The organism is Sphingopyxis sp. Soil_C_28 (genome assembly GCF_057657055.1).
This window is the reverse complement of record NZ_JBDGJE010000002.1, coordinates 766,910-791,889: the sequence shown is the minus strand read 5'-3', so window position 1 is coordinate 791,889 and position 24,980 is coordinate 766,910. Positions and strand designations below refer to the sequence as shown.

Annotated in this window: 26 protein-coding genes; 16 read left to right on the top strand and 10 right to left on the bottom strand. The window is 65.0% G+C overall.

Translation table 11 applies throughout. The features are described from left to right. Positions 1-7: 7 nt before the first annotated feature. A complete protein-coding gene (locus AC3A43_RS12035) occupies positions 8-1,483 on the bottom strand; it encodes a sensor histidine kinase (RefSeq protein WP_487792772.1) in 1,476 nt (491 codons plus the stop codon). Between the two features lie 280 nt (positions 1,484-1,763). On the opposite strand from AC3A43_RS12035, the gene AC3A43_RS12030 reads away from it, so the two are divergent. After that, positions 1,764-2,558: a response regulator gene (locus AC3A43_RS12030; RefSeq protein WP_487792771.1), complete on the top strand. Its 795-nt coding sequence runs from the start codon at positions 1,764-1,766 to the stop codon at positions 2,556-2,558. Between the two features lie 6 nt (positions 2,559-2,564). Here AC3A43_RS12030 and AC3A43_RS12025 read toward each other — a convergent pair whose 3' ends face one another. Further along, positions 2,565-3,197: a sigma-70 family RNA polymerase sigma factor gene (locus tag AC3A43_RS12025; protein ID WP_487792770.1), complete on the bottom strand. Its 633-nt coding sequence runs from the start codon at positions 3,195-3,197 to the stop codon at positions 2,565-2,567. A gap of 226 nt (positions 3,198-3,423) precedes the next feature. Between AC3A43_RS12025 and AC3A43_RS12020 the strand changes: the two genes are divergently transcribed. From AC3A43_RS12020 to AC3A43_RS12005, 4 genes are all read left to right on the top strand, one after another. Then, positions 3,424-3,654: a NepR family anti-sigma factor gene (locus AC3A43_RS12020; RefSeq protein ID WP_487792769.1), complete on the top strand. Its 231-nt coding sequence runs from the start codon at positions 3,424-3,426 to the stop codon at positions 3,652-3,654. Next, positions 3,654-4,286, top strand: coding sequence for a sigma-70 family RNA polymerase sigma factor (locus AC3A43_RS12015; protein WP_487792768.1), 633 nt, complete (start codon positions 3,654-3,656; stop codon positions 4,284-4,286). Before AC3A43_RS12020 ends, AC3A43_RS12015 begins: the two co-directional genes overlap by 1 nt. Before the next feature lie 78 nt (positions 4,287-4,364). Then, on the top strand, positions 4,365-5,543 hold the full coding sequence (locus AC3A43_RS12010; protein WP_487792767.1) for a PQQ-dependent sugar dehydrogenase: 1,179 nt from the start codon (positions 4,365-4,367) through the stop codon (positions 5,541-5,543). Positions 5,544-5,553: 10 nt separating this feature from the next. Further along, positions 5,554-6,300 (top strand): esterase/lipase family protein, encoded by a 747-nt coding sequence (locus AC3A43_RS12005; RefSeq protein WP_487792766.1) that lies wholly within the window; start codon positions 5,554-5,556, stop codon positions 6,298-6,300. Positions 6,301-6,438: 138 nt separating this feature from the next. On the opposite strand, the gene AC3A43_RS12000 is transcribed toward AC3A43_RS12005, so the two are convergent. Continuing rightward, positions 6,439-6,957: a GNAT family N-acetyltransferase gene (locus tag AC3A43_RS12000; RefSeq protein ID WP_487792765.1), complete on the bottom strand. Its 519-nt coding sequence runs from the start codon at positions 6,955-6,957 to the stop codon at positions 6,439-6,441. Between the two features lie 245 nt (positions 6,958-7,202). Here AC3A43_RS12000 and AC3A43_RS11995 point away from each other — a divergent pair, with 245 nt between their 5' ends. The 4 genes from AC3A43_RS11995 to AC3A43_RS11980 all read left to right on the top strand — a co-directional run bounded on the left by AC3A43_RS11995 (position 7,203) and on the right by AC3A43_RS11980 (position 10,494). Continuing rightward, the gene (locus AC3A43_RS11995; RefSeq protein WP_487792764.1) at positions 7,203-7,661 is read left to right on the top strand and encodes an RrF2 family transcriptional regulator; all 459 of its coding nucleotides are present in this window, start codon (positions 7,203-7,205) and stop codon (positions 7,659-7,661) included. Beyond that, entirely contained in the window at positions 7,654-8,349 is a 696-nt protein-coding gene (locus tag AC3A43_RS11990) for a class I SAM-dependent methyltransferase (protein ID WP_487792763.1), read from the top strand. Before AC3A43_RS11995 ends, AC3A43_RS11990 begins: the two co-directional genes overlap by 8 nt. A 389-nt stretch (positions 8,350-8,738) precedes the next feature. Beyond that, positions 8,739-10,031: a S41 family peptidase gene (locus AC3A43_RS11985; RefSeq protein WP_487792762.1), complete on the top strand. Its 1,293-nt coding sequence runs from the start codon at positions 8,739-8,741 to the stop codon at positions 10,029-10,031. Next, positions 10,015-10,494: a MarR family winged helix-turn-helix transcriptional regulator gene (locus AC3A43_RS11980; protein WP_487792761.1), complete on the top strand. Its 480-nt coding sequence runs from the start codon at positions 10,015-10,017 to the stop codon at positions 10,492-10,494. Before AC3A43_RS11985 ends, AC3A43_RS11980 begins: the two co-directional genes overlap by 17 nt. On the opposite strand, the gene AC3A43_RS11975 is transcribed toward AC3A43_RS11980, so the two are convergent. From AC3A43_RS11975 to AC3A43_RS11965, 3 genes are read right to left on the bottom strand one after another with little or no spacing between them, the layout of a single operon-like run. Further along, positions 10,495-10,977: an N-acetyltransferase family protein gene (locus AC3A43_RS11975; protein WP_487792760.1), complete on the bottom strand. Its 483-nt coding sequence runs from the start codon at positions 10,975-10,977 to the stop codon at positions 10,495-10,497. After that, positions 10,974-11,366, bottom strand: coding sequence for an acyl-CoA thioesterase (locus tag AC3A43_RS11970; RefSeq protein WP_487792759.1), 393 nt, complete (start codon positions 11,364-11,366; stop codon positions 10,974-10,976). Before AC3A43_RS11970 ends, AC3A43_RS11975 begins: the two co-directional genes overlap by 4 nt. Continuing rightward, complete coding sequence (locus tag AC3A43_RS11965) at positions 11,363-12,613, bottom strand: threonine ammonia-lyase (protein WP_487792758.1); 1,251 nt, start codon at positions 12,611-12,613, stop codon at positions 11,363-11,365. Before AC3A43_RS11965 ends, AC3A43_RS11970 begins: the two co-directional genes overlap by 4 nt. A gap of 57 nt (positions 12,614-12,670) precedes the next feature. On the opposite strand from AC3A43_RS11965, the gene AC3A43_RS11960 reads away from it, so the two are divergent. From AC3A43_RS11960 to AC3A43_RS11945, 4 genes are read left to right on the top strand one after another with little or no spacing between them, the layout of a single operon-like run. Further along, positions 12,671-13,549 carry an NAD(P)-dependent oxidoreductase gene (locus tag AC3A43_RS11960; protein WP_487792757.1) on the top strand — a complete coding sequence of 293 codons (879 nt, stop codon included), beginning with the start codon at positions 12,671-12,673 and terminating at the stop codon, positions 13,547-13,549. Then, positions 13,546-15,210 carry an amidohydrolase gene (locus tag AC3A43_RS11955; RefSeq protein WP_487792756.1) on the top strand — a complete coding sequence of 555 codons (1,665 nt, stop codon included), beginning with the start codon at positions 13,546-13,548 and terminating at the stop codon, positions 15,208-15,210. Before AC3A43_RS11960 ends, AC3A43_RS11955 begins: the two co-directional genes overlap by 4 nt. After that, the gene (locus AC3A43_RS11950) at positions 15,200-16,483 is read left to right on the top strand and encodes an FAD-dependent oxidoreductase (RefSeq protein ID WP_487792755.1); all 1,284 of its coding nucleotides are present in this window, start codon (positions 15,200-15,202) and stop codon (positions 16,481-16,483) included. The genes AC3A43_RS11955 and AC3A43_RS11950 overlap by 11 nt, the downstream gene beginning before the upstream one ends. A 20-nt stretch (positions 16,484-16,503) precedes the next feature. Further along, positions 16,504-17,652 (top strand): alpha-hydroxy acid oxidase, encoded by a 1,149-nt coding sequence (locus AC3A43_RS11945; protein WP_487792754.1) that lies wholly within the window; start codon positions 16,504-16,506, stop codon positions 17,650-17,652. 135 nt (positions 17,653-17,787) lie between these two features. On the opposite strand, the gene creD is transcribed toward AC3A43_RS11945, so the two are convergent. Next, positions 17,788-19,266 carry a cell envelope integrity protein CreD gene (gene creD, locus AC3A43_RS11940; protein WP_487792753.1) on the bottom strand — a complete coding sequence of 493 codons (1,479 nt, stop codon included), beginning with the start codon at positions 19,264-19,266 and terminating at the stop codon, positions 17,788-17,790. 164 nt (positions 19,267-19,430) lie between these two features. Then, positions 19,431-20,180, bottom strand: coding sequence for a TorF family putative porin (locus AC3A43_RS11935; RefSeq protein WP_487792752.1), 750 nt, complete (start codon positions 20,178-20,180; stop codon positions 19,431-19,433). Between the two features lie 251 nt (positions 20,181-20,431). Here AC3A43_RS11935 and ispG point away from each other — a divergent pair, with 251 nt between their 5' ends. Further along, on the top strand, positions 20,432-21,583 hold the full coding sequence (ispG, locus tag AC3A43_RS11930) for a flavodoxin-dependent (E)-4-hydroxy-3-methylbut-2-enyl-diphosphate synthase (RefSeq protein WP_487792751.1): 1,152 nt from the start codon (positions 20,432-20,434) through the stop codon (positions 21,581-21,583). Positions 21,584-21,642: 59 nt separating this feature from the next. Continuing rightward, the gene (locus AC3A43_RS11925) at positions 21,643-22,074 is read left to right on the top strand and encodes a hypothetical protein (RefSeq protein WP_487792750.1); all 432 of its coding nucleotides are present in this window, start codon (positions 21,643-21,645) and stop codon (positions 22,072-22,074) included. Positions 22,075-22,094: 20 nt separating this feature from the next. Here AC3A43_RS11925 and AC3A43_RS11920 read toward each other — a convergent pair whose 3' ends face one another. Continuing rightward, positions 22,095-22,991, bottom strand: a complete 897-nt coding sequence (locus tag AC3A43_RS11920; RefSeq protein ID WP_487792749.1) for a beta-1,6-N-acetylglucosaminyltransferase — start codon at positions 22,989-22,991, stop codon at positions 22,095-22,097. Between the two features lie 269 nt (positions 22,992-23,260). On the opposite strand from AC3A43_RS11920, the gene AC3A43_RS11915 reads away from it, so the two are divergent. After that, positions 23,261-23,740 (top strand): N-acetyltransferase family protein, encoded by a 480-nt coding sequence (locus AC3A43_RS11915; protein ID WP_487792748.1) that lies wholly within the window; start codon positions 23,261-23,263, stop codon positions 23,738-23,740. A 102-nt stretch (positions 23,741-23,842) separates the two neighbouring features. Here AC3A43_RS11915 and AC3A43_RS11910 read toward each other — a convergent pair whose 3' ends face one another. Beyond that, entirely contained in the window at positions 23,843-24,949 is a 1,107-nt protein-coding gene (locus AC3A43_RS11910; protein ID WP_487792747.1) for a S41 family peptidase, read from the bottom strand. Between the last annotated feature and the right edge of the window lie 31 nt (positions 24,950-24,980).

The following is a 24,980-nucleotide window of genomic DNA, read 5'->3' as shown; positions in this document are numbered from 1 at the left end:
TCGCGCTTTACGCGTCGCGCCACCGGGCGGGCAGCGCAATCTCGACAACAAGGCCCGTCGGCTCCCAACGCCGCTCGATCGTGCCGCCCAGATTGTTGCGCACGCTGCGCTCCATCAACAACGTGCCGAAACTTGTCCGGTCGGGGGGGCCGATCAAGCCAGTGCCGCCGCTCTCGGTCCAGATAAGGCGGAACATGCGCGCCTCGCTGCCTTCGTCGTCCTGCGACCAGCTGACGTCGACACGTCCCGCATCGACGGTCAGCGCGCCATGCTTGACCGCGTTGGTCGCCAGTTCGTTGAAGAGCAGCGCCATCGCGACGAGCGCATTTTCGGGAAGCAGCAGATCGGGGCCCGACCAGCGGATACGCGGGAAGGCCGCTTCGACCTCGCGCATCAGCGCATGCATCGACCCGGTCATGAAATTGGCGCCGAGCAGGACATTCTGCGCGCGATTGAGCGCGTCGAGCCGGCTGCTGATCCGTTCGACATAATCGTCGACGTCGGTTGCCGCATGGCGGGTCAGCGAGATGATCGCGCTGACCGTCGCGAACAGGTTGCGCATCCGGTGATGCAGTTCACGCATCAGCAGGTTGGCATTTTCCTGCCGACTCTTCTGCTCGGTAATATCGATGCTGACCCCGGTCAGCATCGCATCGTTCGACCGCACATCCCAGTCGCCGCGCACCGCATTCCAGCGCACGCCTCGCTCGGGATTCAGGACGCGATACTCGGCGGAATAAGGGGTGCCATTCGCGACCGCTTCCTTGAGGATCGCGCGTAGCGTCGCCCGGTCGTCGGGATGGACGAGGTCGAAAAACCCGTTGCCGGTTGCAAGCATCGCCTGGAATTCGGAGCCCCATAGTTCGGCGCCGGCGCCCTGCGTAAGCAGACGATCGGTCCGGGGATCATATTGCCATGCTGCGATGCCCGAAAAATCGAGCGCGCGTTCCAGCGTACGGCGCGCCTCGTCGCGCTCGGCACTGATCCGGCGCAGATCGGCTTCGGCCATGATGATCCCGGCGAAATCTTCGAGCCGCGTCAGCTCGCCCTCGGTCAGCGCTTCGCGCTCTTCGCGATCGATGATGCAAAGCGTACCAAGGATCGACCCGTTATAGGCGCGCAACGGTACTCCGGCATAGAAGCGGATGTGAAGATCGCCGGTGACCAGCGGATTGTCGTGAAAGCGGGGATCGCCGGTCACATCGGTCACCATCACGGGCCGGTCTTCGGCGATGACATATTGGCAGAAGCTGATTTCACGCGGGGTTTCGGGGGTGTCGAGGCCATAGGCCGATTTGAACCATTGCCGGCAATCGTCGACCAGCGACACGAGCGCGATCGGCGTGCGATACAGATCGGCGACCATTTTCGTCACGCGGTCGAACGCCTGTTCGGGCGGGGTATCCATGATGCGATATTCGCGAAGCGTGTCGAGGCGCAGCTTTTCGGCGCGCGCAGCTGCTTCGTCGTCCCCGTCTGCCAAATGCCGCCCCTCGCTGCCTTGCGATGCCGATGGCCCCGCATCGCTCATTTCCCCGGGGCGCCGCTCTGCCATGAATATGGTCCCTGTAAAAGCATGCTTGCCAGACGATAGGAAAGTGGCGTTATTCCACTCACTTACACCATGGCATCTTCGCGTCCCGGCTGACTCTACGCTCCAAGGCGCGACAAGTTGCAGCCCGCCACGCGGCTTTTCGGCTCATGATGCGGGAACCGACCCGCGCCGGGACGCGTATGATGACTCTCAAGAGGGAGCAATATGAATGACATTGGGTGAAGAGCTTCGCGGACATCTTCCCTTCCTGCGCCGTTACGCGCGGGCTTTGACGGGCAGCCAGCAACATGGCGACAATTATGTCCATACCACCCTCGAAGTCATCGTTGCCGCACCGGACGAATTTCACAGCGGCGACGGCACGCGGATCGACCTCTACCGCAATTTTCACCGCATCTGGGAAAGCGCCTATATCGATGAGGGTGAAGACGGCGATGACGGCGAACATCCGCTCGTGCGCGCCGCGCACCAGCGCCTTGTCCAGATCACCCCGCTCGGACGGCAGATCCTGCTGCTCACCGCGCTCGAAGGCTTTTCGGTCGAGGAAGCCGGCCTGATCACCGGCACCGACGGCGTGACCGTCGAAACCCTGCTCGCCGATGCGGTCGGTGAACTCGACCGCGAATCGCGCACCTCGGTGCTGATCATCGAGGACGAACCGCTGATCGCGATGGAACTCGAACAGATCGTGCGCGACCTCGGCCACCACGTCGCAGGCATCGCGACGACGCATGAGGATGCCGTTGCGGCTTTCGAAAGGACCGACGCCGGGCTCGTCCTCGCCGACATCCAGCTCGCCGATGGATCATCGGGGATCGATGCGGTGCAGGATATATTGGCGATTGCACCCGTGCCCGCGATCTTCATCACCGCCTTTCCCGAAAGGCTGCTCACCGGCGGCCGGGTCGAGCCGACCTTCCTGATTTCGAAGCCGTTCCGCGAAAACACGGTGCGCGCTGCGATCAGTCAGAGCCTGTTGTTCACGCCGCAACTCGCGGCATAAGGCGCGTTATTCCCCTACGGGGCCGTTCGCGGTCAGCTGGTCGACATTGTCCATGATCGTGCGAAATGCCTCGCTCGACGGCATGACGTCGGTGCTACGCCGCGGCATTTCACCGCTCTCCAATATCGTCTGGAGCGCAGCGCGGCCGCGCGAGACGCGGCTTTTCATCGTGCCGACCGCGCAGCCGCAGATCGCCGCGCCTTCTTCATAGGATAGCTGCCCCGCGCCGATCAGCACCAGCGCCTCGCGCTGGTCGACCGGAAGCAACAGCAACGCGCGCTGGACGTCGGCGAGGTGAAGGCTGTCGTCCTGATCGTCGGGTGCGACGAGCAGCCGCTCGGCAGCCTGTTCATCATATTCGGCGGTGAATTTCTTGCGCCGCATCTGCGACAGGAAACAGTTGCGCAGGATGACGAAAGCCCAGCTTTTCATGCTCGCCGGGCCCGGCACATATTGCGCGCGCGCCTTCCACGCCTTCAACATCGTTTCCTGAACGAGGTCGTCGGCCTGATCGGCGTTGCCCGTCAGGCTGCGCCCGAACGCACGCAGGTGCGGCAACATCGCCGCCAATTCCTGCTTGAAGCTGGCATCGTCAAGCGGTTGGGGGTCGAGCCTTTGGGGCGTTTCGTCGCTAGTCACACGGTCCTGATCACTTGGGCGCCCTGAAGCGTCGCTGAATGGATATAGGGCTTAGCCGGTTGAATCCCTTATGGGAACCGAAAGCGCATTCAGAGAGCCGTAAGCACCTCCCCGCACCCGGCGCTGTGCTTTCGCCGCAACACCGTTCGTCGAAAAAACCAACAGTGCGGGAACCCGCAGCCGTTTTCCTCGTTGCTCCTCCATGGCTACGCAAGGCAACAACCGGATGAACGGCAAGGGCACCCCGCACCCGATGACCGATACATCGCATCGAAACCAGGGAAGCTTTCCCGGCACGAACGGCGATCATTGGCACCGAACGCTGACCGGCAGACAGGCGCCCGAACCGGTGAGCGCAAAGTTGCGCATGATTTATGGCAAAGTCGTCGCGGAACAACTGCCCGACAATATGCTCGATCTCCTCTCGCAGCTCGATCAGAAAAGCCCGAAGCAATAATGACCGGCCCCACCGCTGCGGCCGAGCCGCAGGCAGAAACCCTGTCGGACGGCGAATTCAAGACGTTGCTCGCGGGCGTCATTCCGCATCTGCGCGCCTATGGCCGCAGCCTGTCGGGCAACCCCGATCTCGCCGACGATCTGACGCAGGACACGATGGTCAAGGCGTGGGCCTCGCGCGAGCGGTTCGAGCGCGGGACGTCGATCAAGGCGTGGACCTTCGTCATCCTGCGCAACACCTTCCTGTCGCAGATGCGCCGGAATAAATTCGTCGGCGAATATGACGAAACCGCGGTCGAACGCACGATGTCGACCCCCGCCAGTCAGGAAGACAGCGGCGAAATGGCCGACCTGCAACGCGGCCTGATGGAATTGCCGCAGGATCAACGCGAGGCGCTGATCCTCGTCGGCGCGGGCGGCCTGTCCTATGAGGAAGCCGCGAGCATCTGCGACTGCGCGCTCGGCACGATGAAAAGCCGCGTGTCGCGCGCGCGCGCCGCGCTCGAAGAAATCATGAACAGCGGTCAGTTTTCGCAAAAGCGCGCCGACGCGCCGCCCGCGAGCGAAGCGGTCGATGCGATCATGGACAGCGTCGAGACGATCACCGCACGGCGCGAGGCGGCAAGCCGCTAAGGTCCGCTACCCCTCTCGACTTTGCCGCGCGACCACGCCAGATGGATGCACCCTTCCCCAGCAAAGCGAGCCCCCCCGATGAAAAATCTGCCGCATCTTGCCCTGATCGCCGCGCTTACCGTCGCCGCCTGTTCGGCCGCGCCCGCGTCGACCGAAGCCGCGCCCGCCGACACGGGCAAGCTCGACGCCTCGGGCGCACAGCCCGCAACGCCGCTCGCCGACGCGCCGTTCACGGTCAAGGACGTCGCCAGCTTCAACGAACCCTGGGCGATGAGCTTTGTCCCCGGCACGCGCGCTGCGCTGATCACCGAGCGATCGGGCAAGCTCAAACTCTGGCAGGAAAACGGCCCGACGCTCGACGTCGCGGGTGTTCCCGCAGTTGCCTATGGTGGCCAGGGCGGTTTCGGCGACGTCATCGTCGCCCCGGACTTTGCGACCAGCGGCACGGTGTATCTTAGCTGGGTCGAGCCCGGCGCCGGAAAGACCTATGGCGCGGTCGTCGGCAAGGCGAAGCTGAAACAGGGTGCAGCACCGGCGCTCGAGGGGCTTCAGATCATCTGGAAACAGGACCCCAAAGTCACCGGTCAGGGCCATTTCTCGCACCGTCTCGCTTTCTCGCCCGACGGCAAATATCTCTTCATCGGATCGGGCGAGCGCCAGAAATTCACGCCCGCGCAGGATATGACCGCCAACCTCGGCAAGGTGCTGCGGCTCAATCCCGACGGCAGCGTCCCCGCCGACAATCCCTTTGTCAGCGAAGGCGGGGTGACGGCGCAAATCTGGTCGCTCGGCCACCGCAACATCCTCGGGCTCGCCTTCGACGGCACCGGGAAGCTGTGGAATCAGGAAATGGGTCCGAAGGGCGGCGACGAGGTCAATCTCGTCGAGGCGAAGGCCAATTACGGCTATCCGATCGTGTCGAACGGCGACCATTATGACGGCAAGGATATCCCCGATCACCCGACGCGCCCCGAATTTGCGGCGCCGAAGCTCTGGTGGAACCCCTCGGTCTCGCCCGCCGGTCTCGTCTGGTACGATGGCGATCTGTATCCGGGCTGGAAGAACAGCCTGTTGATGGGCGCGCTGTCGGGCGAAGGACTGGTCCGCATGGCGGTCGATGGCGACAAACTCCACAAGTCCGACCGGTGGAATTTCGGCCAGCGTATCCGCGAGGTCGAGGTTCGCGACGACGGGTCGGTGTGGCTGCTCACCGACGGCGAGAACGGCAAGCTGGTGAAGCTCGTCCCGAAACGGTAAAGGCGGCCGCATGATCCGCGGTCTCCTCACCCGGCGCGCTGAATGGCCCGCACGCATTCCCGATCCCGACGCCCTGCCGCCGCTGAAGCTGCTGTGGCGCGAGATCGGGTCGCTGGCGCGCGCGATGTCGGGACGGATCCGCGCGATGCCGCCCGAGCCGAACCCCGACAGCGAGCATCCGCCGGTGATGGTCCTTCCCGGATTCCTGTCGGGCGACTGGGCGACCAAGGCGCTGCGCGCCGATCTCCGCCGGTCGGGCTTTCGCTGCTACGCCTGGGGCCTTGGCTTCAATCGCGGCGCCACCCCCGACATCATCGAGCGCATCGACACCCGCGTCCAATGGATCATCGACCGCACCGGCTACGCCCCCGCGCTCGTCGGCTGGAGCCTGGGCGGCATTTACGCGCGCGAATATGCCAAGCATCACCCCGGCAAGGTCGCGCGCGTCGTGACCCTCGGCTCCCCCTTTTCGGGCAGCCGCCGCGCCAACCGCGCCTGGCGGCTCTACCACCTCGTCGCACGCCACCCGGTCGACAATCCGCCGATCGACTTCCACCCCGCACCGCGCCCCGAAATGCCCACCTTCGCGCTATGGTCGAAGCATGACGGCGTCGTCGCGGTGAGCAGCGCGCGCGGCCAGCCGCACGAAAGCGACCGGCAGGTCGAGGTCGACTGCGGCCATATGGGCTTCGCCTATGCTCCCACGTCGGTCGCCGCGATCGTCAAAGCACTGACCGAAGAGGTTGTACCCGACTAAAATCCTCCCTGTGGCGAAGCCATGGGGAGGTGGCAGCGGCGCAGTCGCTGACGGAGGGGCTTTAACGCGGCCCCTCCACCATCCGCTACGCGGACGGTCCCCCTCCCCATCGCTTCGCGACAGGGAGGATCCAGTTCGTCAGCAAACGTCTATGCGATAAGCGGGCGCCGCCCGCCACGACATCAACATCCGCCCAGGACGCTTTCCCGCGCGCCCCGTCGACACAAAGCCGATCCGGCGCAGCAACGCGCGCGACCGCTCATTGTCGGGGTGGCATTCGGCGACGATCGAACAGCCCGGCCGCGACGACGCGAGCGCCGCGACGACCGCGCGCACCGCCTCGGTCGCGAAACCCTTGCCGCGCGCACGGGCGGCGAACCAATATCCGATCTCATATTCCTGTCCGAGGCGGCGATGAACGCCGATCACGCCGTTGAGGTCGAGGCCGCTTTCGTCGCGCACCGCGTGAAACACGTCGCCGCCGCCCGAACCCGCGATCAGCGCGCGGGCGTCGGCTTCGGTAAAAGGCGCGGGCAGGAAATGGACCTGCGACGTCACCGTCTCGTCGGTGATCGCGGACAGCGCACGCGCATCGTCGGCAAACAGCGGCGTGATGCGGCAATGGTCGGTCGACAGGGCAAGCAAGGTATCGGTCATGTCGCGTCTTCTTCAAAAAGCGCACGCCGTGACGGGGGGTGGTGGTGTGATGATGACCATTCGCCTTGTCCGAACACGGCGGCGATGGTCACAGGTGATGCCATGCCGCTCCTATGTAAAGGAGCGCCAATACGCCTTGAATCGCAGGGATTGGTCGTTGGTCATCGCGGGCAGGCCTAACAGCGCCGCGCGGCACGATCAAGTCCCGCCTTGACGATGGCGCTTCATGCACTATTTAAAGTTACATGAAACGCGACAGCCGACTCTCGGGCGTGCTCCACGTCCTCCTCCACATGGCCGAACAGCGGGCGCCGATGACGTCGGACCAGTTAGCCAAAGCGATGCAGACACATCCCGTCGTGATCCGCCGCATTCTCGGCGGGCTGCGCGATGCGGGCTTCGTGCATAGCGAAAAGGGCCATGGCGGCGGCTGGACGATTGCACAGGATCTTGCGGCGATCACGATGCGCGACGTCTATGACGCGATCGGCCGGCCCAGTCTGATGGCGATGGGCAACCGCACCGAAGCACCCGGTTGCCTCGTGGAACAGGCGGTCAACGCCGCGCTCGACACCAGTTTTCAGGAGGCCGAAGCGCTGCTGCTGGCGCGTTTCGGCGAGGTGACACTTGCCCGGCTTGCGGCCGATTTTCACGCACGCATGGCCGCGCGATCAAACCACATACAGGAGCATATCCATGGCTGAAGGCGCCCGGCATTTCCTCGACAGCTTCAAGGACCCGGCGGCGGTCGCGCGCTACACCGACGGGCCGCGGCGCTTCGTGCCCGGTCTCGACGGCCTGCACCGCATGACCGGGCTGCTGCTCGCCGAGCGCGTCCCCGATGACGCGCATATCCTCGTCCTCGGCGCGGGCGGCGGGCTCGAACTGAAAGCGATGGCCGACGCGCATCCGGGCTGGCGCTTCACCGGGGTCGATCCCGCGAAGGCCATGCTGGATCTCGCCGCAACGGTCATGGGGCCGGACGCCGGCCGTGCCGAGCTGATCGAGGGCCTTATCGACGACGCGCCCGCCGGCCCGTTCGACGGCGCGACCTGCCTGCTCACGCTCCATTTCCTCGCCGTCGAAGAGCGTATCCGTACCATCGCGGAAATCCGCAAGCGGCTGAAACCCGGCGCGCCCTTCGTCGCCGCGCATGGCAGCTTCCCGCAAGAACCGGCGACCCGCGACCGCTGGCTCGACCGCTACGCCGCCTTTGCCATCGCCTCGGGCGGGGACCGCGATCAGGTCGCAAAGGGGCGCGAGGCGGTCGCGACCCACGTCGCGATGCTCAGCCCCGAAGCCGACGAGGCCGCGCTGCGCGCCGGGGGGTTCAGCGACGTCGAACAATTCTACGCCGCCTTCACATGGCGGGGTTGGGTGGGGTACGCGTGAGGGCGGCTAACGACCATTTCCGGACGAAAAGCCCTCTCCCTTTGGGAGAGGGTTGGGTGAGGGTGAGTGGAGTTTCGTAAAGCGCGGTTTTCGCGGTCGAAGGGCGATCCCCTCACCCAACTTCGGCTAGGTTGCTTTGCAACCAAGCCTGCATATCCCTCTCCCGACGGGAGAGGGCGAACGTCTGCCTCCCACCCCAAAACCGACATCATCGCCGGAATCTGACCTCCATCACGCTTCGCTCCTCGCGCGCGCCTGCCCGGTTGCTGCCCTCAAAAATCCATCATGCCCTCTTGTGTCACAGATTATTACAATATATTGCGCAATATATTGTATAAAACGAATCACAGGCAGGAAATCGGATGAACAACAAGCGCTGGAGCCTTTTTTTGACCGCTGCGACCCTGTGGCTGGCGCCCGCCGCCGCCGCGGACGAAGCCCCGCTCACCGCAGCCGACAGGCGCGCGGTGGTCGAGCAGCTCGGCCAGACGCTCGAGGCAAATTATGTCTATCCGGACAAGGCAAAGACCATCGCCGCGACCTTGCGCCGCAACCTCGACGCCGGCGATTATGACGCCGCGTCCGACCGGAGCACGCTTGCGAGTGAGCTGACCGACGATCTGATTGCCGCGAGCAACGACCTGCATTTCTCGGTGGGGGTCGATCCCGAATGGGTCGCCAGCTACGCCGCGCGGCAGGACCCCGTCCGCGCCGCGGCGCTGCGCGAGGACGAACGGCGCAACGAAGCGCGGCGGAATTTCGGCTTTGCCGGCCTCCGCTACCTCGACGGCAATATCGCCTATGTCGACCTGACGCATTTCGCCGACCCCGAACTCGGATATGATGCCGCCGCCGCCGCGATGCGCTTTATCGAAAATGGCGACGCGGTGATTTACGACCTGCGCTACAACAATGGCGGTTATCTCGAGATGGCGCAGCTGCTTGCGAGCCAGCTCTTCCGCGGCGACAAGGATCAGGAGCTGTTCGATTATTATTATAGCCTCGACGGCCGCCGCGTCGAACGCGGCCAGTGGGTGCTCCCCGCGCTGCCCGCGAAACGCCTGACCGGAAAACCCGTCTATGTCCTCACCGGGTCGACGAGCTTTTCCGCCGCCGAATGGTTCGCCTACACGCTGAAAAAACTGGGCCGCGCGACGCTGGTGGGCGAGCGCACCGCGGGCGGCGCGCATCCGGTCGATCGCAAGCCCGTCGGCCGCGATTTCTTCCTGCAGGTGCCGATCGGCCAGATCCGCGACCCCGTCGACCGCGGCGATTTCGAGGGACAGGGCGTCACGCCCGACCATCTGGTCGCCTCGGCCGACGCCCTCGCGGTCGCGCACCGCCTCGCGCTCGCCGATCTTGTAAAGGCCGACCCGGCGAAACAGGCCGACGCCGACTGGTTCGCGCCCGAGCTCGCCGCGCACCCCCAACCGTCGATCGCCGCGCTCAAGGCGATCGCGGGCCGCTACGAAGGTCGGCGCATCGACCTCGTCGGCGGCAAATTGCTCTACACCTGGCGCGAACGCCTCCGCCTGACGCTCGAGCCGCTTCCGGGCGACCTGCTGGCGATCGAGGGGGTGCGCGATTTCCGCTTCCGCGTCGTGCGCAAAGGCGGCAAGGTCGCCGGGCTTGAACGCATCGACCGCGACGGAACAACCCAGATTTATGCCCGCCTCGACTGACATCTCGACCGATCTCGACGACATCTCGTTCCTCGGCCGCCTCAGCGAAGCGTTGAGCCAGCGGATCGAGGAACAGACGCGTCCGTTGTTCGACGCCGCCGGCATCATCGTTCCCGTGCGGTCCTGCTCGCTGCTCACGGCACTCGCAGAGGCCGGCGAAGCCTCGGCCGCCGACCTCGCACGCGCGCTCGGCCAGTCGCACCAGCTGGTCGTCCAGAAATGCCCCGCGCTGCTCCGCCTCGGCCTGATCACCCAGCACGCCGACCCCGCCGACGCACGGCGCAAGATTTTCCGGCTGACCGAAGCAGGCCACGACCAGCTTCGCCGCATCGACGCGTATAGTCTGCGGATAACCGACGTCTATCGCACCCTCTTCGAAGAGGTCGGCGACGTTCATGGCGCGATACTGAAGGCGCTGAACGCGCTCGCCGCCAGGCCGCTGAGCGAACGCATCAAGGAATAGTCAAAGCGTCCGGAACATCACCAGCGCATCGACAAAACCCTCCGCCGGATGCTCGAACGCGCCCGGCAGGCGGCCGACCACCTCAAACCCCAACGACCGCCACAGCCCCACCGCGCGGACATTGCTGCTGACGACGAAGTTGAACTGCATCGCGCGAAAACCGCGCGCCTTGGCATGGTCGATCGAGTGCAGACCCATCGCCCGCGCAACCCCGCGACCCGTCGCCGCAGCGCCCGTCACATAGCCTGCGTTGGCGACATGCGCGCCGCCACCCGCCTGATTGGCGCGCAGATAATAGGTGCCCAGAATGGTGCCTTCATCCTCGGCGACGAATGTCTCTTTGTCGGTTCCAAGCCAGTAAGCGATCGCCTCGCCCTCGGCCATATCGCGATCGAGCGTATAGGTCTCTCCCGCGCGGATCATGGGCTCGATGATCGCCCAGATCGCGGCGGCATCGGCGGGAGTGGCGGGACGGATGATCACGTCGAAAAAGGCGCGACAATGTCATCGGTAACCCGCAACGGCCGGCCGCTCGCCTTGTCGAGCAGTGCCCACACCGTTCGCGCCCGCACATGCACTTTGCCGTCGGCGCCGGTAAATTCCATGAAGCGGTCGAACTTCGCGCCTTGCGGTTTGTCGGCGACCCATGTCCGCGCGGTCACCGTCTCGCCCGGACCAAGCGCGCGCAGATAATCGATCTCGTGCCGCACGACGACCCAGATATAGGCGTCCTTATGGCTTTGCGGCGCCGCAGCGTCCCAATGGCCCGTCGCGACCTGCTGAATCCACTGGACCCATACGGCATTGTTGACATGGCCCAGCTCGTCGATGCTCTCGGGCGTCGCGACGAGGTCGAGCGTGAACTCCCTCAAGCCAATTCCACCGTCGTCACCATATAGCCCGCATCGCGGAGCGCCGCGACGAGGCTGTCGAGATGTTCGCGGTCGCGCGCTTCGCATTCGATGTCGGTGATCAGCCCCTTCGCGGGCAGCGTCGTGAAGATGCGCTGGTGATAGATTTCGATGATGTTGACCTGTTTCTCGTCGAACAGTTTCATCACCTTGAACAAAGCGCCCGGCCGGTCCTGAAGCCGGATGCGCAGGCGCGCGATGCGGCCCGACCGCGCGAGGTCGCGCAGCAGCACATTGGCGAGCAGGCGTGTGTCGATATTGCCGCCGGTGAGCACCAGCCCGACCTTCCGTCCAGCAAATTCCTCGGGGTGCGCGAGCATCGCGGCGAGCCCGGCGGCGCCCGCGCCCTCGACCACCGTCTTTTCGATCTGGAGCAGCAGGCTGACCGCGCGTTCCAGATGACGCTCGGCCACCAGCACGATATCGTCGTTCAGATCGGCGACGATCTTGCGCGTATATTCGCCCGGCTGCTTGACCGCGATCCCCTCGGCGAGCGTGTCGCCCTCGCACGCCATGTCGACACCGTTGAGCTCGGCATACATCGACGGATAGAGTTCGGCCTGCACGCCGATCAGGCGTATGTCATTCTTGATCCCGCGCGCCGCGGTGCCCATGCCGGTCAGCAGTCCGCCGCCGCCGATCGGGACGATCAGCGTGTCGATTTCGGGAACATCCTCGAGCATTTCGAGCGCGACCGTGCCCTGCCCCGCGGCGATATGCGGATGATCGAACGGGTGGACAAAGGTCAGCCCACGCTCTTTTTCCAGAACGCGCGCATGCGCCGAGGCATCGTCGAACTTCTCGCCGAACAGCACGATTTCGGCGCCATGGCTTGCGGTTTGCGACACCTTCACCTGCGGCGTCGTCTGCGGCATCACGATGGTGACCGGGACCCCCAGGCGCTTGCCATGATAGGCTAGGCCCTGCGCATGATTGCCCGCCGACGCCGCGATGACGCCCCGCGCGCGCTGCTCGGGATCCATCAACAACAGTGCGTTGAGGGCACCGCGTTCCTTATACGCCGCGGTGAACTGCAGATTTTCGAATTTCAGCCACACTTCGGCGCCGACCATCTCGGACAAGGTCTGCGAATGCAGCGTCGGGGTGCGGACCACCGACCCGTTAATTCGCTCCGCCGCCGCGCGCACATCGTCCAATGTGATCGCCGGAAAATCGGCGGCGGGCGTCAGGGTGAGTTGATCTGTCATAACGGCAAGCGCCGTAGCCCATCTGGCGCGCGAAGCAAACAATGCTATGGACCGCGAATGAGCGAACAAAAATTGCGTATCAGCTTCATCGGAACCGGCGTCATGGGCGGACCGATGGCAGGTCACCTCGTCAAGGCGGGTCACGACCTCACCGTCTACAACCGCACGCGCGCCAAGGCCGACGCCTGGGTCGCGCAGCACGGCGGAACGGCGGCATCGACGCCGGCCGAGGCCGCGCGCGACGCCGACGTCGTCCTCACCTGCGTCGGCAACGACGACGATCTCGCGCAAGTGACGCTCGGCCGCGACGGCGCATTCAGGGCGATGCGGGGGGGCGCGCTGTTCGTCGACCACACGACCGTCTCCGCCCGCATCGCACGCCAGCTTTCGGTCGAGGCCGACGGACTCGGGCTGCTCTGCGTCGACGCCCCCGTCTCGGGCGGCGAAGCGGGGGCGCAGAACGGCACGCTCTCGATCATGTGCGGCGGCACCAGGGACGCCTTCGCCGCGGCCGAACCGGTGATGCAGGCCTATGCCGCGCGGATGGTGCATATCGGCGGCCCCGGCGCGGGGCAGACGACCAAGATGGTCAACCAGATTGCGATCGCCGGGGTGATCGAGGGCCTGTCCGAAGCGCTGCGTTTCGCGCAGGCGTCGAAACTCGACACCGACAAGGTATTCGAAGCCGTCTCGGGCGGCGCCGCGGCGAGCTGGCAGATGCTCAACCGCTGGGGCACGATGGCGAAGGACGAATTCGACTTCGGCTTCGCGGTCGACTGGATGCGCAAGGATCTCGGCCTCGCGCTCGATGAGGCCCGTTCGAACGGCGCGACGCTGCCCGTCGCCAGCCTCGTCGATCAATTTTATGCCGATGTGCAAAAGGCCGGCGGCGGGCGAAAGGACACAAGCTCGCTCGTGACGAGGATTCCGAAGTGAAACGCCTGATCGTGACAGCGCTCGCGCTGACCCTCGCCGCCCCCGCGCACGCCGACACGCTCGTCGACAATGTCAACGGCATCACGCTCGACAAGGACGGCAAGCTTGTCCGCTTTACCGGGCTGGTCATCGACACGCAGGGCAAGGTCAAGCAACTGCTCGACCGCAAGGACAAGCGCCCCGAACGCCCCGATTTCAAGGAGGACGGCAAGGGCCGGACTCTGATCCCCGGGATGATCGACGCGCATGGGCACGTCATGGGGCTGGGCTTCCAGCTGATGCTGCTCGACCTCAGCGGCACCAACAGCCTTGCCGAAGCGCAGGCGGCGATCCGCAAATATGCCGCCGACAATCCCGAAATGCCGTGGATCATCGGGTCGGGCTGGAATCAGGAAAAATGGGGCCTCGGGCGTTTTCCGACCGCCGCCGACCTCGACGCCGCGGTCCCGAACCGCCCCGTCTGGCTGGAACGCGTCGACGGCCATGCCGGCTGGGCGAACAGCGCGGCGATGACCGCCGCGAAGATCACGCCCGCGAGCAAGTCGCCCGAGGGCGGCCGCATCGAAATGGACGGCGGCAAGCCGAGCGGGGTTTTCGTCGACGCGGCGATGAGCCTGGTCAACAGCGCCAAGCCCAAACCGCTCGCGCGCGACCTCGACCGCGCGCTCTATCTCGCGCAGCAGAAATTGCTCGAACAGGGCATCACGACGATCGCCGACATGGGAACGACGATCGAAGAATGGCAATCCTATCGCCGCGCGGGCGACAAGAAACAGCTCGCGGTGCGGATCCTCAGCTATGGCGGCGACATCGACAATATGGCGATCATCGCGGGCAGCGAACCGACGCCCTGGCTCTATGACGACCGCCTCCGCATGGTCGGGGTGAAGCTCTACCTCGACGGCGCCTTGGGCTCGCGCGGCGCGTGGCTGAAGGCACCGTATAGCGATGCACCGGGACAAAAGGGCCTGCCGCTCCTCACCCCCGCGCAGCTGCGCAACAAAATGGTCCGCGCGTCGATGGACAAATTTCAGGTCGCGATCCACGCGATCGGCGACGCCGCCAATGCCGAGGCCCTCGACGCGATCACCGACCTCACCGCCGACCTGCCCGGCGAACGCCGCTGGCGCATCGAGCATGCGCAGATCATCGACCCCGTCGACATCCCGCGCTTCGCAACGCTCAAGGTCATCGCCTCGATGCAGCCCGTCCACCAGACGAGCGACCGCGTGATGGCCGAAGCGCGCCTCGGCCCCGACCGTCTGAAGGGCGCCTATGCGTGGCGCAGCCTTGAAAAAGCCGGCGTCCGCCTCGCCTTCGGCTCCGACGTGCCCGTCGAAAGCGCCAACCCCTTCCCCGGCATCGCCGCCGCAATCTCGCGCACCGACGCCAAGGGCGAACCCTTTGGCGGCTGGCGTCCCGAGGAGATCGTGACGCGCGAAACCGCGCTCGACGGCTTCACGCGCACCGCGGCTTTCGCCAGCTTTGCCGAGGACCGCATCGGCACGCTGATGCCCGGGATGCGCGCCGACTTCCTGATCGTCGAGGCCGATCCGATGCTCGCCAGCCCCGACGAGATTCGCCGTATGACCCCGCTCGAAACCTGGATCGGCGGCTATCGCTATTACAAGAAAAGCGAGGGCGCGACCGTTGGCCGCTGACGTTCCGCCCAAGAACGTACACACGCGGCGTGCGCTGCTGACCGGGCTCGCCGCGCTGCCCGTGGCGGCAGCCGCCGCGGCTGCCGAACGCAAGGAACGCAAGCCGAAGAAACGCAAACCCGCCAAGCCCAAGGTTCAGCATGTCGACGTCGCGATCATCGGCGCGGGCGTCTTCGGCGCATGGACCGCGTGGCACCTGCTGCGCGCCGGCAAGAGCGTACGCCTGTTCGACGCCTATGGCGCCGGCCACGTGCGCGCATCGTCGGGCGGCGAAAGCCGCGTCATTCGCATGGGGTACGGCGCCGACACCATCTATTCGGAGATGGCGCGCGACTCGCTCAAATATTGGAAGGACCTGTCCGACAGCGCGAGCGCGCCGATCTTTCACAATACCGGCGTACTCTGGTTCGCGCCGCAGGGCGATACCTACACCGCGCAATCGCTCGCCTGGCTGCAGGCGAATCGCGTCGGACACGAGCATGGCGACGTCCGCTGGCTGCAGGACAAATATCGCCAGATGCAATTTTATCAGGGCGAAACCGGCATCCTCGAAACCGAAACCGGCGCGCTGATCGCGGGGCGCGGCGTGCAGGAACTGATCGCCGACGCGCAGATCGAGGTCGAACGCGTCGTCATGCCCGCGCCGCTCTTTTCAAAGCGGATCAAGAAGCACACGCTGCCCGACGGCGGCACCGCCGATCACCTCGTCTATGCCGCCGGTCCATGGCTCGCCGAGCTTTTCCCGCAGCAGCTGATGAACAAGATCGTCGCGACGCGGCAGGAGGTCTATCATTTCGGCGCGCCGCAGGGCGACATGCGCTTTGCCCCGCCCGAGCTTCCGGTGTGGGCCGACAACAGCAACGGCGGCATCTTCTATGGCATCCCCGACCTTGAAGGCGCCGGGTTCAAGATCGCGATCGATCGCCATGGTCCGGTGATCGACCCCGACACGATGGAGCGGCAGCTTAGCCCGGCGGGCATCGCCGAGGCACGCGCCTATCTCACCCGTCGCTTCCCCGGCCTTGCCAATGCTCCGCTGATCGGCGGACGCGTCTGCCAATATGAGAATAGCTCGAACGGCGATTATCTGATCGACCGCTTTCCAGGGCAGGAACGCGTCTGGCTCGTCGGCGGCGGATCGGGGCACGGGTTCAAGAACGGCCCCGCGGTCGGCAAGCGCGTCGCGGCGCACATTCTCGATGCGAACCTCGCGATCGAACCGCGATTCAGCTTTGCGACCAAGGGCACGGCCGCGGCGCGGACGGTTTTTTAGGATAGAAGACGGGGACTGAGGTGCGCCTGACCGACTGCCATAATATCGACGATTTCCGCGCGCTCGCGAAGCGCCGCCTGCCGTGGCCGGTGTTCGACTATATCGACGGCGCCGCCGACGACGAGGTCACCCGCCGCCGCAACCGCGCGGCCTTCGACCAGTGCGACCTCATCCCGCGCGTCCTCGCAGGGGTCGAAAGCGTCGACATGAAGACGACGCTGTTCGGGCGCGAGATGGCGATGCCGCTGTTCCTGTCGCCGACCGCGCTCCAGCGCCTGTTCCACTGGCAGGGCGAACGCGCCGTCCTCCGCGCCGCCGCGAACGCGGGGACGGTCGCGGGCATTTCGAGCCTCGCGACGATCAGCCTCGCCGAAGCCGGCGCGCTCACCGACGGGCCCAAGCTCTTCCAGCTCTATGTCCACCACGATGAGGGGCTGAACAAGGCGATGCTCGACGCTGCACACGCCGCCAAATTCGACGCCGTCGCGCTCACCGTCGACACGATCGTCGGCGGCAACCGCGAACGCTGCCTGCGCTCGGGCTTCACCTCGCCGCCGCGTTTCACCGCGCGCAACATGCTGAGCTATGCGATCAAGCCCGGCTGGGGGCTCAATTACGCGCTGCGTGAGAAGTTCAGCCTGCCCAACCTCGCGACCCACGTCTCCGAAGGGTCGAGCGTGCCGAAATCGGTCGCCGAATATTTCACCTCGATGCTCGACCAGAGCCTCGACTGGAAACGCGCCGAGGCGATCCGCAAGCAATGGGACGGCCCCTTCTGCCTGAAGGGCATCGCCGCGGTCGAGGATGCGAAGCGTGCGGTCGACATCGGCGCGACCGCGATCATGGTGTCGAACCATGGCGGGCGCCAGCTCGACGGCAGCATCTCGCCCTTCGACGCGCTCGCCGAGATCGTCGATGCGGTCGGCGACAAGATCGAGGTGATCTGCGACGGCGGGATCACGCGCGGCACGCATGTACTGAAAGCGCTGTCGGTCGGAGCGAAGGCCTGCTCGGGCGGGCGCCTTTATCTCTACGCGCTCGCCGCGGCGGGCGAGGATGGAGTGAGCCGCGCCATCGCATTGCTGCGTGCCGAGATGGAGCGCGGCATGAAATTGATGGGGGCCAAGACCCTGTCGGATCTCGGCCCCCAAAATCTGCGCTGGCGGTAAAAACATCCTCCCTGCGGCGAAGCCGTGGGGAGGGGGACCACCGAAGGTGGTGGAGGGGCCGCAACCTCGCGGCCCCTCCGTCAGCCCTGCGGGCTGCCACCTCCCCATCGCTGCGCGACAGGGAGGATCAGCAGGTCAGGCCACCGCCACCTCATCCTTCTTGCCGATCCCGCTCCAGTCGATGCTCCGCGTCATGTACATCACCCCGGCAAGGGCAAAGAACATCAGCACAGACCCGATGAGCAGCGAGTAAGCCTCAAGGTTCAGCAGCACATAAAGCAGCGCATATAGCCCGATCAGCAGCGCCGCGAGGAAGCGCGCGCGTTTCCAGCTCTTCAGCACCGCCGCGCTATAGAAAGCGAGCAGCCCGATGATCGCCGCCGACGCCAGCATATAGGCGAAGGTGAAGCCGATCACCTCGGCAAAGGCGAGCAGCAACACGAAGAACAGCACCAGCGCAACGCCCGTGAGCAGATACTCCGCCGGTGCCACGCGCGCGCCCGCAATGATGTCGAACATCAGGAACGCGACGAAGGTGAAGCCGATGAACAGGAAGCCATATTTGATGCTGCGGTCGACCTGGCTGTAAAGATCGACGGGCTCGATCAGGCTGATCGCGACCGCCTTCGCGGTGCCGCCCGACGCCTCACCCGTGCTACCGTCCGCCATGGCGGCGACCTCGGGCGGCATGGGCTCGGTATAGGCGTTGCGCGGGCCATAGCTGGTCGCGACCGGCGGCGACAGGTCGCCGGTCAGCACCTGCGCCTGTCCCAACGCAAGATTCGGGATCGCATAGGTCGCGGTGAAGCCGCTTTCTTTCACATCGCGCTTGGCGGGCAGGAAATCGCCGCCGAAGCTCGGGTTCGGCCAGCTCGATTTGACCGTCCAGCGCGTGTCAACGCCGCGCGGGATCAGCTTGAAGTCGCCCAGCCCGCGCACTCCGATCTTGTAATCGACCTTCAGCGGCGCCGCCGCGGTCCAGTCGACGAACGCGAAGGTGCCCGAATTGCCGGTCGACAGCAGCCCCTTGCCCGGCTGAAGCGCGAGCGGGGTCCCGTTGACCGCGACGCTGTTGCCATCGACCAGCCCGCGCGCATCGCTGACGCCGAGGCGGACTTCGGCGCGATCGAGCATCAGCGCTTCACGCGCGACGCCAAAACGCGCGATATCGGCGGGCAGCACGAAATTGGCGCTCCCCGAAATCTGGCTTTCGTAAACGACGGTTTCGTAAATCGCCTTCTTCCGCTTCTCGGGCTTGATCACGACATCGGCGCTGTTCGATTGCGGCGAGAGATAGAGGTTGCGGATCGTGTTGACCGTCCGCGTCACGTCCTTGCCATTTTCGGTGACCGTGTTCGTTTCGGTGGCGCGATAGGGGATGACGATCACCGGTCCGGCGATCGTCTGTTGCCCGCCCCAGCCCTGCCCGATCGAGGCCTGCGCGGTCTGCGCCTGCTGCTGGCGATCCCAGAGCAGGCCATAGATCATCAAAAGGGGAACCATCAGCGCGACCGCGATCAGCACCGCGATGACCAGTTTGACGCCGGGACTTCGCTCGCTTCGTGCTGGAGGATTTGGGGACGGGACGGGAGGAACGGAAACGCTCTGAGTCATGGGGGATACTCTCCGCTGCTTCAACTGGTCGACGAATTTGCACGGTTCGTCGATGCGGTCAAGCGCGATGCGACAGGCCGCTCACCGGCCTTTCGCGCACGAAAAAGGGGGCGGCCTCCCCCGAAGCCGCCCCCTTAGTGCGTGGTCGCTGACCCGTCAGGCTGTCAGAAAGACGCGCCCAACGTAAAGACCACGGTTGGATCGTAAAGTGTATCGAGCGCCTTCACGCCCGACTTTTTGACGTCGGTGTCGATATATTGCACCGTGAACGTCAGCGGACCGGCGGGAACCGACGCACCGACCGACCAGTCGACATATTTGCCGTCAGGCGACACGAGGCCCAGCGAACCGTCGTTGTAACCGATGCCCGCGGTCAGCGTCAGCGGCGTATTGGGCACGCCAAAGCCGGCACCGAGGTTCAGATAGATGTTGTCGTCGTCGCCGAGCGAGTTCTGCTTGGGCGCATAAGCCACCATGCCGGTGACCGAAACGGGCCCGATATCGTGCGACAGCTTGCCGATGCCTTCGAAATAGTCGGTCGGGGCGCCGCCATCATTGCTGCCAGGATAGGTATAATAGGTCACGCCAAGGTCGACCGTCGTGCCCGACGCGATCTCGGTGTTGAAGCCCGCGTAAAGGTCGAGTTCGAATTTGCCATAGGCATCGCTGTCGGGAAGCGACGAACCCCAGACGCCGGCGTAGAGGCCGCTTTCATGGCTGACCGTCAGCGTCGGCTGGACAGCAACCTTTTCGTTCGACAGCGAAATGCCGCGGAAGCGATAGTCGGTGGTGACCGCAATGCCGCCCGAAAGCGTGAACGGGCCGCTGGCTTCTTCTTCCTGGGCGAAGGCGGGCGTCGACAGGGCCGACGCGGCGAGCAGCATGCCGAAACACGCTTTGGTAAGAAACTTCATGGGTGATCCCCCTAATAAAAATACGGATCGTCCCAGCCTGCCGTGCGTGTTCACGCCTCTTGGTACGGGCCTGTAACGACGAACGCCTCCGAAATTGCCGATTTTGTTGCAATGCACAAACGAAAATTGCGTGCGGCGGCGAATCCGCGTCAGACTGTGTCTTTCGTGCAACAACCGCTTGCGCTTTGCCAAGCCGCCCGCGGACGGCTAAAGAGCGGCGCATATCTCCCCCTTTTGTCGAGCACGCACATATGAGCGATCACAATCCCGGCCTGCGCCCCTGGCGCGATATTGCGCGGCGCACATCGCGTCAGATCATGGTTGGCGCGGTCCCCGTCGGCGGCGGCGCGCCGATCAGCGTGCAGACGATGACCAACACGCTGACCAGCGATCCGGTCGCGACGATCGACCAGATTCGTCGCTGTGAGGAAGCCGGCGCCGACCTGATCCGCGTCTCGTGCCCCGACACCGAATCGACCGCCGCGCTCGGCAAGATCGTTCGCGCGTCGCGCATCCCGATCATCGCCGACATCCATTTCCACTATAAGCGCGCGCTCGAAGCCGCCGACGCGGGCGCGGCCTGCCTTCGCATCAACCCCGGCAATATCGGCAGCAGCGAACGCGTCGGCGAAGTCGTCCGTGCAGCAAAAGCAAATGGCTGCGCGATCCGCATCGGCGTCAACGCCGGCAGCCTCGAAAGGGATCTGCTCGAAAAATATGGCGAGCCGTGCCCCGAGGCGCTCGTCGAAAGCGCGCTAGACCATATCAAGCTGCTGCAGGATCACGACTTCCACGAATATAAGGTCGCGGTGAAGGCGAGCGACGTCTTCCTTGCGGTCGCCGCCTATGCGCAGCTCGCCGACGCGGTCGACTGCCCGCTCCACCTCGGCATCACCGAGGCGGGCGGACTGATCGGCGGCACCGTCAAATCGGCGCTCGGCATCGGCAACCTGCTTTGGGCCGGGATCGGCGACACGATCCGCGTATCGCTCTCGGCCGAACCCGAGGAAGAAGTCCGCGTCGGTTACGAAATCCTGAAATCACTCGGCCTGCGCACCCGCGGCGTCCGCGTCGTCTCCTGCCCCAGCTGCGCGCGCCAGGGCTTCGACGTCATCCGCACCGTCCAGGCGCTCGAAGAAGCGCTCGGCCACATCAAGACCCCGATGTCGCTCTCGGTCCTCGGCTGCGTCGTCAACGGTCCCGGCGAGGCGCGCGAAACCGACATCGGCATCACCGGCGGCGGCAACGGCAAGCATATGGTCTTCCTTTCGGGGGTCACCGACCATCATGTCGAAGACGCCGACATGATCGCGCATATCGTCAAGCTGGTCGAAGCGAAGGCGGCCGAGATCGACGCCGGCAATTCGGTGAGCATGGACACGCTGCACGGCAAGGCGGCGTAAAGCTTTTTACATCGCTGTCAGCAAAGATTAGCCTCGCTCCATTCTGATGGAGGCAAGACATGTCCGCCAAGCCCGACGCCCTTCACCGCCTCGCCCAGCTCCTGCTGCTCATCGCCGCGGCCACGACGATCGCCAATGGCGCCTTCATGCTCGTCAAGCCGCTCGACTGGTATGTCTTCGTCCCAACCGTCGTCACCACCGGCCCGCCGAACGCACATTTCATCCGCGACATCGGCCTCGCCTATCTCGGCTCGGGGCTGATCCTGCTCTATGCGGCCGCGAACCCCGTCCGCCGCTGGCGCGCGGCCATCGTCGGCGGGTTATGGCTGACGCTCCACGGCCTGCTCCATATCTATGAGGTCGCCGCCGGAATTTGCGGCCCCGCGACCTTCTGGGCCGACGCCCCGGCGGTGATCGGCCAGCCGCTCCTTATATGGATAGCGCTCACGATCATCCTTGTCCGCGGGCGAGCGGCGGCGGGCGCGAACTAACGCACCCGCCGCGCGCGGGATCACGCCGCTTCCAGTGCCCGATCCTGTGGCGCTTCGGGCGCCTCCGCGACATAGACATTGCCCGCCGGCGTTTTCAGATGCGCCTCGAGCAGGTCGAAGATCGCCGAATCCTCCTCCGCGTCGAACTTGCGCGCAAACAGGTCTGGGCTGAGCTTCAGGCGCAGCGCATCGGCCGTCACGAATGTCCGCGGGCGCAGCTTGATGTCGCCGTCGGGCACCCAGTCGATCGTGCGCAGGTCATCGTTCATCACCTCGCCCTGATTGGCGCTGTTCATCATCAGCGTCTGGAAAAAGGCTTCGTCGGGAATAAAGCTGCGGCGATAGAAAGCCTTGAAGCGCTCGGCACCGGGATTGTGGACCGCGAACTGGCAGAAGCTGCGCGTCACCGCTTTCCACTGCGTGCCGATATAGGGCGTCGCGCCCTTCAGGAAGGCCCGCGGCAGGCCGGTTCGGAACATGCGGCCAAGGGCCTCGACGAACATATGGCTGACGCGGTTCATCGTATCGGGCCGGATCTCGCGCTGGTCGAGCGCGCGGATATATTGGCGGCGCGGATTGGCGCGCAGGAAGCTCTGGATATAGGCTTGCGACTTCAGCGGGAAATCCTGCCCGCTCAGGTTGATATAATGGGTCCAGCTGCGATTCATTTTCAGCAGCTTGGCCATCCCGCGCAGCTCGGCGTCGACGAGGCTGTACCCGCCCCAGAGCGCCTTTTTCGATTCGATGATCGCCACCCCCTGAAAGGGTTTCAGGAACGCCGCGATGTCGGCAGCGAACGCGGGGCCCGACCCTTTGTCGACATGGATCACATAGCTGTTTCCGGGGGCATAGATCGCATGGAACATCCGCTTGAACTGTTCGGGGAAGCGGTGGAGGAGGATGAAATAGCCGATCATAGGGGCATGCCTTTCGGATCGCCGATCCGGGCTGTCAGCTCACCGGAATCACGATCATTTTCCTGTCCCGGAAAACCCAATCAAAATCATTCTGATCGATAGGAGACAATGCCCGACAGGTGGCCTGCTGCGTTGCGACGCGGCCTGGTCCAGTGGCATCGCTTCCATATGGGGGGCCGGCGGGCGATTGTAAGGGCGCCCGCCATTGCCCATCGGCATGCACCGCCGCTAAGGGACGGAAACGCCACTCTCTTTACAGGATAATCCGCGTGACCCTCTCGATCCGCCCCGCCGCGCCCGCCGATCTGCCGCTGATCGCGCAGTTCATCCGCGACCTCGCCGACTATGAAAAGCTCGCGCACGAGGTTCGTTTCGACGAGGCAAAGCTGGGGGAGAAACTCTTCGGCCCGCGTCCCTATGCCGAAGTGGTGATCGGCGAACTGGACGGCGCGCCGCAGGGCTTCGCGCTTTTCTTCCATAATTTCTCGACCTTCGAGGGACGCCCCGGAATCTATCTGGAGGATCTGTTCGTCCGCCCCGAAGCACGCGGATCGGGGCTCGGCAAGGCGCTGCTCGCGCATCTGGCGGGTCTCGTCGTCGAGCGCGACTGCGCGCGGCTCGAATGGTCGGTCCTCGACTGGAACGCCCCGGCGATCGGCTTCTACCAGAGCCTCGGCGCGAAACTGATGGACGAATGGACCGTGATGCGCGTCGACGGCGATGCGCTGACGACGCTGTCTGCGTCGTAACCAAAATCCCGTTCGCATCGAGCGAAGTCGAGATGCCCCACGGCCGTACATGCCTTCGGGGTGTCTCGACTTCGCGCGAAACGAACGGAATTATGACGTTGCCTATTTCCGCGGCTTGCGCCGTTCCATCGGCCAGCTCGGCATATGCGCGTCAGAGAGTTTCTTCGCCTCGCCTGCTTCGATCCCAAGGTCCGTCAGCACCCGCACGAGCGCGTCGGCGGGCGCCACCGCGATGTCGGGCTGCACCCCGTCGCCTTCCCAATCCTTGCCGGTCACCGGGTCATAGGTGCGACCGACCGGGATGAAGGCGTCATAGCCGCCGCCCAGATCCGCGCCGAACCCGAAATGATTGGCGCCCGCGGTCGGCGCGCCGACCAGCGTGCCGCGCCCGCTATGCTTCATCGCGAGCGAGAAATGCTCGGCCGCCGACGCGCTCGCGCCCGACGTCAGCACATAGACTTTCGCATCGCGCAGCCGCGCGTCGGCACATGGCGTCGCCCAATGTTCGCGCGACACCATGCCGGCATCGCCCGTCACCGTCCGCAGTGAAGCCAGTCCGGCAATCGGTGAGCCGCCGCGCGCATCGACCGACGACCGCGTCGCCATCGTCACCAGCCGCGTCGGCTCGGCAAACAGCCAGGGGAAGATCGCGTCCATCTGATCGAGCCCGCCGCCATTATGCGTACGAATGTCAAAGATGATCGCCCTGGCGTCGGCATGGTCCGCCATGAACTTCGCGGCCTGTGCCGTCACCGACGCATCCTGGGGGAAAGCGTTGAAGCGCACGAAGGCAATGCCGGGTGCGATCCACCCGGCCTGCTCGACCGGCACCTTCGGCAGACGGCGAACGGGCGCGGCGGCACCCGGCGCCGGAGCGGACGCAGCAGGCGCACCTTCAGGCGTGCGCAGGCGCAGATGCCCGTCGGGCGATACTGCGGCCACATCCTTGTCGATGGCCTGCCCCAACGCCTCGCCGGTCAGTTTGGCATAGCGGCCCGCTGCAATAGCCGCACGAAGCGCCGCAGCATAACGCTCGCCGATTTCGGGATAGACGTAATCGCGTTCGAGCAATGCGGCATAATTTTCCGCAATCTGGTCGGCGCTGACCTCATCGGCGGCCATCGCCGAAGACGGCGCGACAATGGGCAAGGCCGTCATGCTCGCGGCGAACAGCAAGGCAGGCAAAATACGCGAAGAACGAATCATCATACACTCCATCCAGCCCCGGCGGGATCAAGTG

What these genes read in the sequence shown, in the direction of transcription:
- creD (WP_487792753.1), bottom strand. Translation starts at nt 19,266, where the DNA reads ATGACTCAGAGCGTTTCCGTTCCTCCCGTCCCGTCCCCAAATCCTCCA.
- AC3A43_RS11990 (WP_487792763.1), top strand. Translation starts at nt 7,654, where the DNA reads ATGGCTGAAGGCGCCCGGCATTTCCTCGACAGCTTCAAGGACCCGGCG.
- AC3A43_RS12015 (WP_487792768.1), top strand. Translation starts at nt 3,654, where the DNA reads ATGACCGGCCCCACCGCTGCGGCCGAGCCGCAGGCAGAAACCCTGTCG.
- AC3A43_RS11925 (WP_487792750.1), top strand. Translation starts at nt 21,643, where the DNA reads ATGTCCGCCAAGCCCGACGCCCTTCACCGCCTCGCCCAGCTCCTGCTG.
- AC3A43_RS12005 (WP_487792766.1), top strand. Translation starts at nt 5,554, where the DNA reads ATGATCCGCGGTCTCCTCACCCGGCGCGCTGAATGGCCCGCACGCATT.
- AC3A43_RS11995 (WP_487792764.1), top strand. Translation starts at nt 7,203, where the DNA reads ATGAAACGCGACAGCCGACTCTCGGGCGTGCTCCACGTCCTCCTCCAC.
- AC3A43_RS11980 (WP_487792761.1), top strand. Translation starts at nt 10,015, where the DNA reads ATGCCCGCCTCGACTGACATCTCGACCGATCTCGACGACATCTCGTTC.
- AC3A43_RS12010 (WP_487792767.1), top strand. Translation starts at nt 4,365, where the DNA reads ATGAAAAATCTGCCGCATCTTGCCCTGATCGCCGCGCTTACCGTCGCC.
- AC3A43_RS12020 (WP_487792769.1), top strand. Translation starts at nt 3,424, where the DNA reads ATGAACGGCAAGGGCACCCCGCACCCGATGACCGATACATCGCATCGA.
- ispG (WP_487792751.1), top strand. Translation starts at nt 20,432, where the DNA reads ATGAGCGATCACAATCCCGGCCTGCGCCCCTGGCGCGATATTGCGCGG.
- AC3A43_RS11935 (WP_487792752.1), bottom strand. Translation starts at nt 20,180, where the DNA reads ATGAAGTTTCTTACCAAAGCGTGTTTCGGCATGCTGCTCGCCGCGTCG.
- AC3A43_RS11960 (WP_487792757.1), top strand. Translation starts at nt 12,671, where the DNA reads ATGAGCGAACAAAAATTGCGTATCAGCTTCATCGGAACCGGCGTCATG.
- AC3A43_RS11910 (WP_487792747.1), bottom strand. Translation starts at nt 24,949, where the DNA reads ATGATGATTCGTTCTTCGCGTATTTTGCCTGCCTTGCTGTTCGCCGCG.
- AC3A43_RS12030 (WP_487792771.1), top strand. Translation starts at nt 1,764, where the DNA reads ATGACATTGGGTGAAGAGCTTCGCGGACATCTTCCCTTCCTGCGCCGT.
- AC3A43_RS11965 (WP_487792758.1), bottom strand. Translation starts at nt 12,613, where the DNA reads ATGACAGATCAACTCACCCTGACGCCCGCCGCCGATTTTCCGGCGATC.
- AC3A43_RS12000 (WP_487792765.1), bottom strand. Translation starts at nt 6,957, where the DNA reads ATGACCGATACCTTGCTTGCCCTGTCGACCGACCATTGCCGCATCACG.
- AC3A43_RS11920 (WP_487792749.1), bottom strand. Translation starts at nt 22,991, where the DNA reads ATGATCGGCTATTTCATCCTCCTCCACCGCTTCCCCGAACAGTTCAAG.